Raw genomic sequence first — 13,555 nt, forward strand, 5'->3', positions numbered from 1 at the left:
TCTCGCCTCACTGCGACGTTTTTTAACTGCTATCGCGCTTCGCCGGAATCAGCGCAGCCGCGATGTCGTCGCGAGTTGTTCGCAATCGGCGAGCTTCGATTTGCCGTTCGTCCCGTTGCTCGATGGCAGGGGAAAATCTGGGCGGGCGACCGACTTCAACGACCGGGCGCCATCGCTTCTCGCCGATAAAAATTCTTTTTGACCAAAAATCCGTTACCGATCGACGATCACTCGACCGAACGCGCCTGTGGGCCCCGTCCCTGCCGGTGATATCGCCGTGCGTGCAACTTGTTGCTCGATTTTCCGGGCGAGCAACCGGCCCTGGGCGCAAGTAAAATGATGGTTTATTGCTTGCACCTGTACAGTCTGATAGTTCGCAGCCACGGTTTTCGTGTCACGCTGTTTTTCAGACTGCTCGCAAATTATATTCAGAATGAATGAGTTAGGCAAAACATCCCATAAACAGGTCGCAAGCGAGCAGGTGTCGATGATCGAAATCGACGAAACCGCTGCCGGTCAGCGCATCGACAATTTTCTGTTGCGCGTCTGCAAGGGCGTGCCCAAAAGCCATATTTACCGAATTCTGCGCAGCGGCGAAGTGCGCGTGAACAAAGGCCGAATCGATTCCGCGTACCGGCTCGAAATCGGCGATCTCGTGCGCGTGCCGCCCATTCGTGTCGCGCAGCCGGATGAAAAACCGCTGTCGTCGAACGCGCCGGCCGCAGAATTCCCCATCATTTTCGAGGACGACCATTTGATCGTCATCGACAAACCGTCGGGCGTCGCGGTACACGGCGGCAGCGGCGTGGCGTTCGGCGTCATCGAACAATTGCGCAACGCGCGCCCGCACGCGAAATTTCTCGAACTCGTGCATCGGCTGGATCGCGAGACGTCCGGCGTGCTCATGCTTGCCAAAAAGCGCGCGGCGCTCGTCAATCTGCACGAGCAAATTCGTGAGAATCGCGTCGACAAACGTTACTACGCGCTCGGACATGGCGACTGGCCAAGCGACTGGGGACGGCGGCGTATCGTCAAGGAGCCGCTGCACAAGTACGTGGCGGCGGACGGCGAGCGGCGCGTGCGGATTCAGGAGAACGGTCTGCCGTCGCATACGGTTTTCAATCTGATCGAGCGCTGGGACGACTACGCCTGGGTCGAGGCCGAACTTAAAACCGGCCGCACGCACCAAATTCGCGTGCATTTGGCGAGTCTCGGCCTGCCTATTGCGGGCGATGCCAAATACGGCGATTTCGCGCTCAACAAGGAGCTCGCGCGTCCGAACGCGAAACCGTCGCTCAAACGCATGTTTTTGCACGCTTATCGACTGAAAATCACGCATCCGGCGACCGGCGAGCCGCTGCAGCTCGAAGCGCCGCTGCCGGCGGAATGCCGGCGCTGCATCGACCAGCTCAAGCTCTTAAACCAAGATCAACAGTGAGACACGTCACATGGCGCGGCAGCAATTCGATTTGATCGTCTTCGACTGGGACGGCACCTTGATGGATTCGACCGCGCACATCACGCGCAGCATTCAGGCGGCATGCCGCGATCTCGGGCTGCCAGTTCCGGCCGATGAATCCGCGAGCTACGTGATCGGCCTCGGCCTCAGGGACGCGCTGCAGATTTGCGCGCCCACGCTCGATCCTTCCGACTATCCGCGTCTGGCCGAGCGTTATCGCTATCACTTTTTGACGACCGGCCAGACGACCGAACTTTTCACTGGCGTGCGCGAGTTACTTCGGGAACTGCGCGAAGAGGGCTATTTTCTCGCAGTGGCGACGGGCAAGAGCCGTGTCGGACTGAACCGCGCGCTCGACGAGTCGCGCCTCACGAGCCATTTCGACGCCACGCGCTGCGCCGACGAAACCTTCTCGAAGCCGCATCCGGCCATGCTCCACGAACTCACGCGCGAACTCGGCCAGGATTTGTCGCGCACGGTGATGATCGGCGACACCACGCACGACCTGCAGATGGCGATCAACGCGGGCGCGGCGGGCATCGGCGTGGGCTACGGCGCGCATCCGGCAGATTCGCTGACGAAGCTGGAACCGAAGTTCTGCGCGGATAGCATCGCGTCTCTGGCGGGCTGGCTGCGGGAGCACGCATGAGCGAGCCGACGCAAGCCGCGAACGCCGTGCGCGTGTGCGCCGCCGATGAACTCGTCGACGGCGGCGCGGGCCGGCGCCTGAACGCGGCGGACGCGAGCGGCGAAGCGGTGGTGTTCTTCGTGCGCTACGACGGCAAACCTTTCGGCTACCTCAACCGCTGCGCGCATGTCCCGATGGAACTCGACTGGGTCGAAGGCCAGTTCTTCGAAAGCTCGGGCCTATACTTGATGTGCGCGACGCACGGCGCGATCTACGAGCCCGACACGGGCAAGTGCGTCGGCGGTCCGTGCCGCGGCGCGCGTCTGCGCGCACTCGCCGTCGAGGAACGCGACACGCCCGAAGGCCGCGCGGTCTTCTGGCTGCCCGACGACACGCTGCGCCCGGCCTGAATCCCCATTTTTCCTTGAGCTGGTTTGACGACCAGAAGGCAAACGCATGTCCGACAACTTTCCTCAAAACCCGCGCGGTAACGATCGCGGCAATGACAATTGGGAGCGCGAGGCGCTCGAACGCATCGCGCTGGCATCCGTTCGCGAGCAGCGTGCGGCGCGGCGCTGGCGCATTTTCTTTCGCTTCGTATTTCTCGCGGTGATTGCCGTGATCGCCTGGCGCGTGTTCGATCTGACCGGCGACCACGTCGCCAAGAGTACGCGCCACACCGCGCTCATCGACTTGCAGGGCGAGATTTCGAGTAATGGCGATGCTAGCGCCGACAACATCGGCGGCGCGCTCGAAAGCGCGTTCGAGGACGACGGCACGGCGGGCGTGATTTTGCGCATCAACAGTCCGGGCGGCTCGCCGGTGCAGGCGGGCATTATTTATCGCGAAATCAAGCGTTTGCGGGCGAAGTATCCGAAGACGCCGCTTTACGTCGTCGTCGATGACATGTGCGCGTCGGGCGGCTATTACGTCGCGGCGGCGGCGGACAAGATCTACGTGGACAAGGCGAGCATCGTCGGCTCGATTGGCGTGCTGATGGACGGTTTCGGCTTCACCGGGCTGATGGACAAGCTCGGCATCCAGCGCCGCATGCATACGGCGGGCGCAAACAAGGGTTCGTTCGATCCGTTTTCGCCCGAGACGCCGCAGATGACCGCGCACGCCCAGGACATGCTCGATCAGATCCACGCGCAGTTCATCGACGCGGTGAAACTGGGGCGCGGCACGCGTCTGAAGGACGATCCTGACTTGTTTTCGGGAGAGTTCTGGACAGGCGAGAAGAGCGTCCAGCTTGGACTCGCGGATGGTTTCGGCGACGCCAGCTACGTCGCGCGCGAGATCATCAAGCAGCCGGATATCGTCGATTACACGCAGAAGGAAAGCATCGGCGAGAAGGTGGTGAAGCGCTTTGGCGCTTCTGTCGGTGATGCGGCGGTGCGGGCGTTGACGCTTGGCGGAAAGGTGCAGGTGCGGTGAGGGCGTGAGGGCGAGCGGCGCACAAACCCTCGCCTGACCGCACCGACCTCAAGCCCCCAGCAACAGAAAAATCGCCGGCCGTTTGTGCAATTCCGGCGCGGCTTGCTTCTTCCAGTCCGCTGCCGTGCGCGTCACGATGGTTTCGCCCGGCAGCGTCAAATCCACCGCGACGCAGATGAGCGTCGATGGCGCGCAGGTCGCGATGAGCGTGTCCAGCATCGCCCGATTGCGATACGGTGTCTCGATGAAAATCTGCGTCTGGTTCGCCTTGCGCGACAGTTGTTCCAGCTCGCGCAGGCGCTTGCCGCGCTCGGCGGCATCCACGGGAAGATAGCCGTTGAACGCGAAGCTCTGGCCGTTCATGCCCGACGCCATGAGCGCGAGCAGAATTGAACTTGGTCCGACGAACGGCACGACCTTCACGCCTCGCTGATGCGCGCGCCGCACGAGCAGCGCGCCCGGATCGGCGACGGCGGGGCAGCCGGCTTCCGAGACGAGTCCCGCGTCGGCGCCGGCGAGAATCGGCGCGAGCAGTTTGTCGATTTCGCCGGGCGGCGTATTGACGTTCAGCTCCCGAACCTCGATTTCCTGAATCGGCCGCGTCGTGCCTACTTTCTTGAGGAACGCGCGCGTCGTCTTGGCGTTCTCGCCGATGTAATAACCCAGCGCGGCTGCCTGCGCGCGCACCGGCTCGGGCAGAACTTGCGCGAGCGCTTCGGCATCGCCTTCGCCAAGCGTATTGGGAATCAGATAAAGGACGCCGCTCATGCTGCCGCTCCGAGAAGGGGGAAACCGGCCGCGCGCAACATCTTGCTCAGCGCGATGAGCGGCAGGCCGATGAGCGCGGTGGGATCGTCGGAGTCGATCGCATCGAGCAACACGATGCCGAGCCCTTCGGACTTGGCGCTGCCCGCGCAGTCGTAGGGCGTTTCGGCGCGAAGGTAGGCTTCGATTTCGGCGTCCGTGTAATCGCGAAACTGCACGCGGGTGACGATATCGGCCGATTGCACGCTTTCCGTGGCGCTGTCGAACACGCACAGCGCGCTGTGGAAGTCGACGCCGCGGCCGCGCATCGCGCGCAGTTGCGCGACGGCGTTGTCGTGCGTGCCGGGCTTGCCGATCTGACGTCCGTCGAAGGTCGCGACCTGATCGGAGCCGATTATGAGCGCGCCCGGCGCCTCGACGGCCGCCGCGCGCGCCTTGGCGATGGAAAGACGCACGGCCGTTGCCTCGGGCGATTCGCCGGCAAGCGGCGTTTCATCGACACCGGAAACGATGACATCGAAAGGTATGCGCAAACGCGCCAATAACTCGCGCCGATATGGCGAACCCGACGCCAGAACCAGGCGCCGCGTGGGCGAAGACGAAGCAAAAACGTCGGACATAAACGGAAATCAGCAAAAATGGGTGAAAAACGACGGGTTGCGAACGAGTCCTTAAGTGTTTGACTCGAAAGAACAAAGCCGTTATAGTTTTGGGCTTTTCATCGGTATGGTGCTTGGGCGCTCTAGCGGTGAATAGGGAAGAGATAACTAGTACCGCGGAATTAACAGCGGTGGCGCAAACCAAGGTGACGCAAACAAAGCACGTTTGACGTCATGCTGCAAATCCGGGCAAGCCACGCCTGCCTTTTGGCACCGGGCGGTGCATACTGACTCGTAGCAGTACCGGACTGTAGCAGCGGGCGCGTAGCCTAGTGCAGACTCAAGCGCTAACCGAAGCGCCGACCGCACCCGAACGAAACACGTACGAACAACGCACGGCACATAGCAGGAGCGCACATGACTCAGAATCCTGGCAAACCTGCGAGCCCCGCCAATCCGCGCGCGCTCGATCTTTACGATTTTGCCAAGAGCGGCAGGCAGGCAGCGGGCGCGGTCCGCGTTTCGCAACTGCCGCGCATGTTAGCCGAAGTGCCGGCAGATGCGCCAGACCGCGACACGGTGTTCACCTGGCAGGCCGAGGGATCGACCCAGCCGGAATTGCAGGACAACGGCACGGAAGCGCCGCAGCCTTATTTGCGCCTTGCGGTGCACGGCTCGGTCTATCTAATGTGTCAGCGCTGTCTTTTGCCGTATTCGCAGCATCTCGATGTCGATGCGACTGATCGGATCGTGGCGACGGAAGAAGAAGCGGACGAGTATCCGCTCGATGACGATGAAGTCGATGTGATCGTAGGCTCGCATCAGTTCGATCTGATCGACTTGATCGAAGAAGAGTTGTTGTTGGCGTTGCCGCTCGTGCCGAAGCACAACGTCTGCCCGAAGGTGCATGAAAGTCTGCTCCAGGGCGAAGACGGTGACGAAGCAGGCGGAGCGGACGGCGAACCGGGCGCTTCCGGAAAATCGGACAAGCCCAATCCGTTTGCCGTTCTGCAGAAGCTCAAGGACGACAAGAAGCATTGAACGGACTCAAAGCTCGAGCCTTGGCAATGTTGGCAATGAGCCGGGGCAAAGCTCTAGCAGCATCGGCAGCACGCAACAAACTGGTGGCGCGAAGCGCTCACGATCAACCCGATGGCCTGCAGGTCGAGGGCTGTCGGCGGTTCGGGCTGTGTTAGAATTCGCAAAATTTTTCTGGAGTAATCATGGCAGTTCAGCAAAACAAGAAGTCGCCGTCGAAGCGCGGCATGCACCGTTCCCACGACTTCCTCAACGCAGCGCCGCTGGCAGTTGAGCCGAGCACGGGTGAAGTGCATCTGCGTCACCACGTGAGCCCGAATGGCTACTATCGTGGCAAGAAAGTCGTCAAGACGAAGAACGACTAAGCGTTTCGCGCTTGGCCTGATGCGTCACCGCACAGCGGACGCTCGCGCCTGCTACGCTTTTGACACTTTCCCGGTACGACAAGAAGGCGGCATTTCACTGCCGCTTTTTTGTGCCTGAAATTCGTCGCTTCCCATGACCGTAAAGATAACCATTGACTGCATGGGAGGCGATCACGGTCCGGCCGTGACCGTTCCCGCTGCCGTCAATTTCGTGCGCGCGCATCCCGACGCGCATCTGATGCTCGTCGGCATCGAGCAGTCCATTCGCGCGCAATTGAAAAAATTGAAGGCGCTGGACGAACCACGCCTGACCGTCGTTCCCGCGACCGAAGTCGTCGCCATGGACGACCCCGTCGAAGTCGCGCTGCGCAAGAAGAAAGATTCGTCGATGCGCGTCGCGCTCAACCTCGTCAAAGAGGGCGAGGCGCAAACCTGCATCTCCGCCGGCAACACCGGCGCGCTCATGGCGGTCTCCCGCTATGTGTTGAAAACGCTCGCCGGTATCGAGCGGCCGGCCATCGCGTTCGCCATGCCGAGCCAGAAGGGCTACACCACCGTGCTCGATCTCGGCGCCAATGTCGACTGCGAACCCGAGCATCTGCTGCAGTTCGCGGAAATGGGCCATGCGCTCGTTTCGGCGATCGAAGGGCGCGAGCGGCCGACCATCGGCTTGCTCAATATCGGCGAAGAAGTCATCAAGGGCAACGAAACGATCAAGCGCGCGGGCGAACTGCTGCGTGCGAGCACGCTCAACTTCTACGGCAACGTGGAAGGCAACGACATCTATAAAGGCACGACCGATGTCGTGGTCTGCGACGGCTTCGTCGGCAATGTCGCGTTGAAGACTTCCGAAGGTCTCGCGAAAATGCTTGCCGACATCATCAAGGAAGAGTTCAGCCGCAACCTGCCGAGCAAGCTGATGGCGCTCGTGGCGCTGCCCGTTCTCAAGCGTTTCAAGAAGCGCGTCGATCCCGCGCAATATAACGGCGCCGCCTTGCTGGGATTGCGCGGCCTCGTGATCAAGAGCCACGGATCGGCCGAAGCCTTCGGGTTTGAGTGGGCCATCAAACGCGGGTATGATGCCGTCAAAAATGGTGTGCTCGAACGTCTCGTGCGCGCAATGGAGGAGAATGCGCCTGCCGCGCGCGAAGGCGCCGCGAGCACTTCCGCCACCGATGCCGCAAGCGGCGTCGCGACGGAACTGAACCCGCAGCCGAACTCGCGTCCGAATCCGCCGGACGCCTCGGGGACTGCGCTACACTCGAAGGCATAATGGCTCAATCCAATCTTTACGCTCGAGTGCTCGGCACAGGCAGCTATCTGCCGGCCGAGCGCGTTACGAATCAGGCATTGGCGGACCGTCTCGCTAAAGAAGGCGTCGAGACGAGCGACGAATGGATCGTCGCGCGAACCGGCATTCACGCACGGCACTTTGCGGCTCCCGATCAAACCACGAGCGATCTCGCGCTGGTCGCATCGCAACGAGCCATCGAGGCGGCGGGCATCGACCCGCAATCCATCGATCTCATCATCGTGGCAACCTCCACGCCGGACTTCGTGTTTCCGAGCACGGCGTGTCTCTTGCAGAACAAGCTCGGCATCAAGAACAACGGCGCGGCGTTCGACGTGCAGGCCGTCTGTTCCGGTTTCGCTTATGGCGTCGCGACGGCGGACAGTTTCATTCGCAGCGGTCTGAATCGCACGGCGCTCGTCGTCGGCGCGGAAACGTTCTCGCGCATTCTCGACTTCAAGGACCGCACGACCTGCGTGCTGTTCGGCGACGGCGCGGGCGCGGTCGTGCTGCAGGCGTCCGAGGAAGCGGGCGTGCTGTCGAGCGCGCTGCATGCGGACGGCAGCTATTCCGACATTCTCTGCACGCCGGGCAACGTGAACGGCGGCGTGATTTCAGGCAGCGCGTTCCTGCACATGGATGGCCAGGCGGTGTTCAAGCTCGCCGTCAACGTGCTCGAAAAAGTGGCTATCGAAGCGCTGGAGAAAGCGAAGCTCACGCCGAACGACATCGACTGGCTGATCCCCCATCAAGCCAATATCCGCATCATGCAGAGCACTTGCCGCAAGCTGCATCTGCCGCAGGAGCGCATGGTCGTGACGGTGGGCGAGCATGGCAATACGTCGGCGGCGTCGATTCCGCTAGCGCTCGATGTCGCCGTGCGCGACGGGCGTATCAAGCGTGGCCAGAACGTGCTGATCGAAGGCGTGGGCGGCGGCTTCACGTGGGGCGCGTCGGTCTTCCGCTATTGATCGCTCAAGCCACTCGCTTTCTTCCTCAATCTTCTCGATCCCCATCAATCTGAATTCGATCCGCTGAAAAGGCCGCCGCGTCCGCACCATGCGCGCGCGGCGCAAGCACAGCCGGCGTCGGCCATTTGCCGGCCGGCGCAGAGAGGCGGATCGTTCCAATCCAACGAGGACGATATGAAATTTGCGTTCGTTTTCCCCGGCCAGGGTTCGCAGTCGATCGGCATGCTCAACGCATTCGCCGATCACGCCGTTGTGCGCGACACCGTGCAGCAGGCATCCGATGCGCTCGGCCAGGATCTCGGCAAGCTGATCGCCGAAGGTCCGGCCGAAGAGCTGAATCTCACGACCAACACACAGCCCGTCATGCTGACGGCGGCTTATGCCATTTACCGCGTGTGGGAAGCACAAACCGGTCTGAAGCCGGCGATCGTTGCAGGCCATAGCCTCGGCGAATACACCGCGCTCGTCGCGGCCGGCGCGCTGGCTTTCGCGGATGCCGTGCCGCTCGTGCGATTCCGCGCGCAAGCAATGCAGAGCGCGGTTCCGGTGGGCGTCGGCGGCATGGCCGCGATCCTGGGTCTCGACGACGACACCGTGCGCGCCGTCTGCGCCGAAGCGTCGTCGGCGGGCGTGGTCGAAGCCGTCAACTTCAACGCGCCGGCGCAAGTCGTGATCGCGGGCTCCAAGGCGGCCGTCGAAAAGGCATGCGAAGTCGCGAAGGCGAAGGGCGCGAAGCGCGCGCTGCCGCTGCCGGTTTCCGCGCCGTTTCATTCGTCGCTGCTGAAGCCCGCTTCGGACCAGTTGCGCGATTACCTCGCGAAGGTCGACATCGAGGCGCCGCGGATTCCGCTGATCAATAACATCGACGTGGCAAACGTCTCCGATCCCGCCGCTATCAAGGACGCGCTCGTGCGTCAGGCAGCAGGCCCGGTGCGTTGGGTCGAATGCGTGCAGGCGATTGCGCGCGAAGGCGTCACGCACTTGATTGAATGCGGTCCGGGCAAGGTGCTCGCGGGTCTCACGAAGCGGATCGACGGCAACCTCGTCGGCGGATCGATTTTCGATCCGGCATCGCTCGAAGAAACGCGCAAACTGATCGCTGCATAGTCGGAGTGGAACAATGAATCTGGACAATCAGGTAGCTATCGTCACGGGCGCGTCGCGCGGCATTGGCCGGGCAATCGCGCTGGAACTCGCGCGGCAGGGCGCGACGGTCATCGGCACGGCGACGAGTGAAAGCGGCGCGGCCGGCATCGGCGAAGCGTTGCAGCAAGCGGGCGGCAAGGGTCGCGGCGCGGTGCTCGACGTCAACGACGCAGCCGCCGCGGACTCGTTCATCGAGTCCACGGTCAAGGAGTTCGGTGGCCTGAACATTCTCGTGAACAACGCGGGCATCACCAAAGATCAGCTCGCCATGCGCATGAAAGACGACGAATTCGACGCCGTCATCGACACCAATCTGCGCGCCGTGTTTCGTCTATCACGCGCCGTCCTGCGCCCGATGATGAAGGCGCGTGGCGGGCGCATCATCAACATCACGTCGGTGGTCGGCTCGTCGGGCAATCCCGGCCAGGCCAACTATGCGGCGGCGAAGGCGGGCGTGGCGGGCATGACGCGGGCGCTGGCACGCGAGATCGGCAGCCGCGGCATTACGGTGAACTGCATCGCGCCGGGTTTCATCGATACCGACATGACCAAGGTTTTGCCCGAAGAGCAGCGCACCGCGCTCACCGCGCAGATACCACTTGGCCGACTGGGCAGCCCAGAAGATATCGCGCATGCTGTGTCGTTCCTGGCGTCGCCGTTCGCTGGATACATCACCGGCACGACCTTGCACGTGAACGGCGGCATGTACATGTAAAGCTGTAAAGGCGAGGAAAGGGCGCAATAGGCATTTCGCCGGTTTTCGCTTAATATCCGCGCCGAGACGGGCGCGCAAAATGCTCAAGGCATGGCGCGCACCGCCGGACTCGGTGGCAGAAAGAATCGCTGTGAAGCCCGGCAAGCCCTCTTGTAGGAGCGCGTCGGGCAGCGCAGCATGGAACTGACGCGCCGTATTTTGCGGGTCCAAACCTGATAAAATGCGCGCACTCGTATTTTTGAACTTTTTATCCCTCGGAGGGCTGCATGGACAACATCGAACAGCGCGTGAAGAAGATCGTCGCCGAACAACTTGGCGTGGCCGAAGCTGAAATCAAGAACGAAGCTTCGTTCGTCAACGATCTCGGCGCTGACTCGCTCGATACCGTCGAACTGGTGATGGCACTGGAAGACGAGTTCGGCATGGAAATTCCCGATGAAGAGGCAGAAAAGATCACCACGGTTCAGCAAGCAATCGACTACGCTCGCGCCAACGTCAAGGCCTAAGGCCGGACGCGCCAGCGACTCATCGCTCATCGAGCCAGATGTTTTGTCGCTGCTCAGACCGATTTAACAGCCACAGGGCACACAGGGCGGTTTCCTGTGGCCGCTGTGGCTTTTGTTTTTCGTCATTCTATGGATAAGGGGTTATCGTGAGCCGTCGTCGAGTTGTTGTTACAGGCCTTGGGCTCGTTTCGCCTGTCGGCAATACCGTTGCCGACGGCTGGGCGAATCTGGTCGCGGGCAAGTCGGGCATCGCCAACATCACCAAGTTCGATGCCACGAACTTCTCCACGCGTTTCGCGGGCGAAGTGAAGGGCTTCAACATCGAAGACTATATGCCCGCCAAAGAAGCGCGCCACATGGATACCTTCATCCATTACGGCTTTGCGGCCGGCGTGCAGGCCATGCAGGACAGCGGCCTCGAAATCACCGAGGAAAACGCGGAGCGCGTGGGCGTGGTGGTGGGTTCGGGCATCGGCGGCTTGCCGATGATCGAAGTCACCCAGACCGAGCTGCTCAATCGCGGTCCGCGCCGTATTTCGCCGTTCTTCGTGCCGGCGTCGATCATCAACATGATCTCCGGTCATCTGTCCATCCGCTTCGGTCTCAAGGGTCCGAATCTGGCCATCGTCACGGCTTGCACGACCGGTTTGCACTGCATCGGCGAAGCATCGCGTTTGATCGAATACGGCGACGCGGACGTGATGATCGCGGGCGGCGCGGAAGCCACGGTTTCTCCGCTCGGTATCGGCGGCTTTGCGGCGGCGCGCGCGCTCTCGCAGCGTAACGACGACCCCGCCACGGCCAGCCGTCCGTGGGACACCGACCGCGACGGCTTCGTGCTTGGCGAAGGCGCGGGCGTGATGGTGCTCGAAGAGTACGAACACGCGAAGGCGCGCGGCGCGAAGATCTATGCGGAAGTGCTCGGCTACGGCATGAGCGGCGACGCCTATCACATGACCGCGCCGCCCGAAGACGGCGACGGCGGCCGCCGCGCCATGGTCAACGCGTTGAAGAACGCGAAGGTCAATGTCGACGAAGTGAACTATGTGAACGCGCACGGCACGTCCACGCCGCTCGGCGATATCGCGGAAACCACGGGCATCAAGCGCGCGCTCGGCGATCACGCGAAGAGCGTCGTCGTCAATTCCACCAAGTCGATGACCGGCCACTTGCTGGGCGGCGCGGGCGGGCTGGAGTCGGTCTTCACCGTGCTCGCGATCCATAACCAGATTTCGCCGCCGACCATCAACATCTTCAACCAGGACCCGCAGTGCGACCTGGACTACTGCGCGAACACCGCGCGGGAAATGAAGATCGACGTCGCGGTGAAGAATTCGTTCGGCTTCGGCGGAACGAACGGTTCGCTCGTCTTCAAGCGTCACTGAGCACGCGCGCTCGTCGGGACGGGAACGGAATGACGAGCGCGTCTGTCGATCGGCCGCAACGGGATGCCGGCACGCCGCCGCGCATCGCGCTGCGGCCGTCGCGTTTTCTGCAGGCCGCGCTGCTCGGGTTCATCGTCGTCGCTGGTTTCGCGGTGTTCCAGTGCGTACACGGGCACGCCGGCGCGTTCGATGCCTTCGCCGCCTCTGCGGTATGCGTCGCTACGCTCGGTTTTGCTGCGCGGCGCTGGGCGTGTCGGCAACCGGCGGCCATCGGTCTGCATGCGGAGGGCTTGACCGTCTGGGACCGTGCCGGGAACGCGCGCTATTGGCGCATCATCGGCTGCGCACAGTGGAGCGGGCGCTTGCTCGCGCTCGACGTATCGACGGAAGAAAAACGCCGCGAAGCACTGCTCATCGCCGCCGATTCCCTCGACGCCGATACTTTCCGCCAGCTTTCAGTCAGCGCCCGCCGCGCGGCCAGCTCTTTCCTGTAAAGACTGTAACGGTCGATGAGCATCCGGGATAACGCGAAGGCCGGGAGGCTACAATAGCCGTCCGCGCAACTCCCCAAAGTGAAACGGATTTCCCAGGTGAGCGAAAAAGAAATCGACCAATTGCTGGTCGAGCGTGTCCAAAAAGGTGACAAGGCCGCGTTCGAACTGCTGGTCGCCAAATACCACCGCAAGATCATTCGACTGATCTCGCGCCTCGTGCGCGACCCCGCCGAGGTCGAGGACGTCGCCCAGGACGCCTTTATCAAGGCTTATCGCGCGCTGCCGCAGTTTCGCGGCGAATCCGCGTTCTACACCTGGCTCTACCGGATTGCGGTCAACACGGCAAAGAATTACCTTGCCACTCAAGGACGCCGCGCTCCAACTTCTACCGAAGCCGATGCAGAAGAAGCGGAAACTTTCTCCGATGCAGACCAACTAAGGGATATCAACACGCCCGAGTCGATGTTGATGAGCAAGCAGATTGCCCAGACGGTCAATGCTGCGATGGCGCTGCTGCCCGAGGAATTACGCACCGCCATCACGCTCCGGGAAATCGAGGGTTTAAGTTACGAAGAAATCGCCGAAATGATGGCATGCCCAATCGGCACCGTCAGATCAAGAATTTTCCGTGCTCGCGAAGCCATTGCGGCAAAATTGCGTCCGTTGTTGGACACTCCTGAAGGCAAGCGCTGGTAGGCAGCGCGTCGCCCCGGGGCAGGGACGCAATATCTGGGTTAGGTGGTGTCACTACGGGGT

Annotated in this window: 16 protein-coding genes; 14 read left to right on the forward strand and 2 right to left on the reverse strand. The window is 62.0% G+C overall.

The window, feature by feature from the left end; translation table 11 throughout:
* Positions 1 to 433: 433 nt before the first annotated feature.
* From ACYQ47_RS25900 to ACYQ47_RS25915, 4 genes are read left to right on the forward strand one after another with little or no spacing between them, the layout of a single operon-like run.
* A complete protein-coding gene (locus ACYQ47_RS25900; RefSeq protein ID WP_310396388.1) occupies positions 434 to 1,438 on the forward strand; it encodes an RluA family pseudouridine synthase in 1,005 nt (334 codons plus the stop codon).
* Positions 1,439 to 1,448: 10 nt separating this feature from the next.
* Positions 1,449 to 2,108 (forward strand): HAD-IA family hydrolase, encoded by a 660-nt coding sequence (locus ACYQ47_RS25905; protein WP_250465272.1) that lies wholly within the window; start codon positions 1,449 to 1,451, stop codon positions 2,106 to 2,108.
* Complete coding sequence (locus tag ACYQ47_RS25910; protein WP_244825828.1) at positions 2,105 to 2,497, forward strand: Rieske (2Fe-2S) protein; 393 nt, start codon at positions 2,105 to 2,107, stop codon at positions 2,495 to 2,497. The genes ACYQ47_RS25905 and ACYQ47_RS25910 overlap by 4 nt, the downstream gene beginning before the upstream one ends.
* 46 nt (positions 2,498 to 2,543) lie before the next feature.
* Positions 2,544 to 3,524 (forward strand): S49 family peptidase, encoded by a 981-nt coding sequence (locus ACYQ47_RS25915; RefSeq protein WP_310396385.1) that lies wholly within the window; start codon positions 2,544 to 2,546, stop codon positions 3,522 to 3,524.
* Between the two features lie 48 nt (positions 3,525 to 3,572).
* Here ACYQ47_RS25915 and ACYQ47_RS25920 read toward each other — a convergent pair whose 3' ends face one another.
* Positions 3,573 to 4,292: an SAM-dependent methyltransferase gene (locus ACYQ47_RS25920; RefSeq protein WP_250509308.1), complete on the reverse strand. Its 720-nt coding sequence runs from the start codon at positions 4,290 to 4,292 to the stop codon at positions 3,573 to 3,575.
* Positions 4,289 to 4,909: a Maf-like protein gene (locus tag ACYQ47_RS25925; protein ID WP_310396382.1), complete on the reverse strand. Its 621-nt coding sequence runs from the start codon at positions 4,907 to 4,909 to the stop codon at positions 4,289 to 4,291. Before ACYQ47_RS25925 ends, ACYQ47_RS25920 begins: the two co-directional genes overlap by 4 nt.
* Positions 4,910 to 5,305: 396 nt before the next feature.
* Here ACYQ47_RS25925 and ACYQ47_RS25930 point away from each other — a divergent pair, with 396 nt between their 5' ends.
* The 10 genes from ACYQ47_RS25930 (at position 5,306) to rpoE (ending at position 13,495) form a co-directional block, all read left to right on the forward strand.
* Positions 5,306 to 5,929 carry a YceD family protein gene (locus ACYQ47_RS25930; RefSeq protein WP_459907592.1) on the forward strand — a complete coding sequence of 208 codons (624 nt, stop codon included), beginning with the start codon at positions 5,306 to 5,308 and terminating at the stop codon, positions 5,927 to 5,929.
* A 182-nt stretch (positions 5,930 to 6,111) separates the two neighbouring features.
* Positions 6,112 to 6,291: a 50S ribosomal protein L32 gene (rpmF, locus tag ACYQ47_RS25935; protein WP_007741736.1), complete on the forward strand. Its 180-nt coding sequence runs from the start codon at positions 6,112 to 6,114 to the stop codon at positions 6,289 to 6,291.
* 133 nt (positions 6,292 to 6,424) lie between these two features.
* Complete coding sequence (plsX, locus tag ACYQ47_RS25940; protein ID WP_244825820.1) at positions 6,425 to 7,564, forward strand: phosphate acyltransferase PlsX; 1,140 nt, start codon at positions 6,425 to 6,427, stop codon at positions 7,562 to 7,564.
* Positions 7,564 to 8,553 (forward strand): beta-ketoacyl-ACP synthase III, encoded by a 990-nt coding sequence (locus ACYQ47_RS25945; protein ID WP_244825818.1) that lies wholly within the window; start codon positions 7,564 to 7,566, stop codon positions 8,551 to 8,553. The genes plsX and ACYQ47_RS25945 overlap by 1 nt, the downstream gene beginning before the upstream one ends.
* A 174-nt stretch (positions 8,554 to 8,727) precedes the next feature.
* The gene (gene fabD, locus ACYQ47_RS25950) at positions 8,728 to 9,660 is read left to right on the forward strand and encodes an ACP S-malonyltransferase (protein ID WP_459907595.1); all 933 of its coding nucleotides are present in this window, start codon (positions 8,728 to 8,730) and stop codon (positions 9,658 to 9,660) included.
* A gap of 13 nt (positions 9,661 to 9,673) precedes the next feature.
* Positions 9,674 to 10,414: a 3-oxoacyl-ACP reductase FabG gene (gene fabG, locus ACYQ47_RS25955; RefSeq protein WP_244825814.1), complete on the forward strand. Its 741-nt coding sequence runs from the start codon at positions 9,674 to 9,676 to the stop codon at positions 10,412 to 10,414.
* Between the two features lie 266 nt (positions 10,415 to 10,680).
* Positions 10,681 to 10,920 (forward strand): acyl carrier protein, encoded by a 240-nt coding sequence (gene acpP / locus ACYQ47_RS25960; RefSeq protein WP_004197638.1) that lies wholly within the window; start codon positions 10,681 to 10,683, stop codon positions 10,918 to 10,920.
* A 146-nt stretch (positions 10,921 to 11,066) separates the two neighbouring features.
* Positions 11,067 to 12,305 carry a beta-ketoacyl-ACP synthase II gene (fabF, locus tag ACYQ47_RS25965; protein ID WP_250526066.1) on the forward strand — a complete coding sequence of 413 codons (1,239 nt, stop codon included), beginning with the start codon at positions 11,067 to 11,069 and terminating at the stop codon, positions 12,303 to 12,305.
* Between the two features lie 29 nt (positions 12,306 to 12,334).
* Positions 12,335 to 12,799 carry a protein YgfX gene (locus ACYQ47_RS25970; protein ID WP_459907601.1) on the forward strand — a complete coding sequence of 155 codons (465 nt, stop codon included), beginning with the start codon at positions 12,335 to 12,337 and terminating at the stop codon, positions 12,797 to 12,799.
* Positions 12,800 to 12,895: 96 nt separating this feature from the next.
* Positions 12,896 to 13,495 carry an RNA polymerase sigma factor RpoE gene (gene rpoE / locus ACYQ47_RS25975; protein ID WP_244825810.1) on the forward strand — a complete coding sequence of 200 codons (600 nt, stop codon included), beginning with the start codon at positions 12,896 to 12,898 and terminating at the stop codon, positions 13,493 to 13,495.
* The last annotated feature ends 60 nt before the right edge of the window (positions 13,496 to 13,555 follow it).

This window comes from Caballeronia sp. HLA56 (genome assembly GCF_054655155.1).

Coding starts and splice junctions, on each gene's coding strand:
- ACYQ47_RS25900 (WP_310396388.1), top strand. CDS start 434: ATGAATGAGTTAGGCAAAACATCCCATAAACAGGTCGCAAGCGAGCAG.
- ACYQ47_RS25905 (WP_250465272.1), top strand. CDS start 1,449: ATGGCGCGGCAGCAATTCGATTTGATCGTCTTCGACTGGGACGGCACC.
- ACYQ47_RS25910 (WP_244825828.1), top strand. CDS start 2,105: ATGAGCGAGCCGACGCAAGCCGCGAACGCCGTGCGCGTGTGCGCCGCC.
- ACYQ47_RS25915 (WP_310396385.1), top strand. CDS start 2,544: ATGTCCGACAACTTTCCTCAAAACCCGCGCGGTAACGATCGCGGCAAT.
- ACYQ47_RS25920 (WP_250509308.1), bottom strand. CDS start 4,292: ATGAGCGGCGTCCTTTATCTGATTCCCAATACGCTTGGCGAAGGCGAT.
- ACYQ47_RS25925 (WP_310396382.1), bottom strand. CDS start 4,909: ATGTCCGACGTTTTTGCTTCGTCTTCGCCCACGCGGCGCCTGGTTCTG.
- ACYQ47_RS25930 (WP_459907592.1), top strand. CDS start 5,306: ATGACTCAGAATCCTGGCAAACCTGCGAGCCCCGCCAATCCGCGCGCG.
- rpmF (WP_007741736.1), top strand. CDS start 6,112: ATGGCAGTTCAGCAAAACAAGAAGTCGCCGTCGAAGCGCGGCATGCAC.
- plsX (WP_244825820.1), top strand. CDS start 6,425: ATGACCGTAAAGATAACCATTGACTGCATGGGAGGCGATCACGGTCCG.
- ACYQ47_RS25945 (WP_244825818.1), top strand. CDS start 7,564: ATGGCTCAATCCAATCTTTACGCTCGAGTGCTCGGCACAGGCAGCTAT.
- fabD (WP_459907595.1), top strand. CDS start 8,728: ATGAAATTTGCGTTCGTTTTCCCCGGCCAGGGTTCGCAGTCGATCGGC.
- fabG (WP_244825814.1), top strand. CDS start 9,674: ATGAATCTGGACAATCAGGTAGCTATCGTCACGGGCGCGTCGCGCGGC.
- acpP (WP_004197638.1), top strand. CDS start 10,681: ATGGACAACATCGAACAGCGCGTGAAGAAGATCGTCGCCGAACAACTT.
- ACYQ47_RS25970 (WP_459907601.1), top strand. CDS start 12,335: ATGACGAGCGCGTCTGTCGATCGGCCGCAACGGGATGCCGGCACGCCG.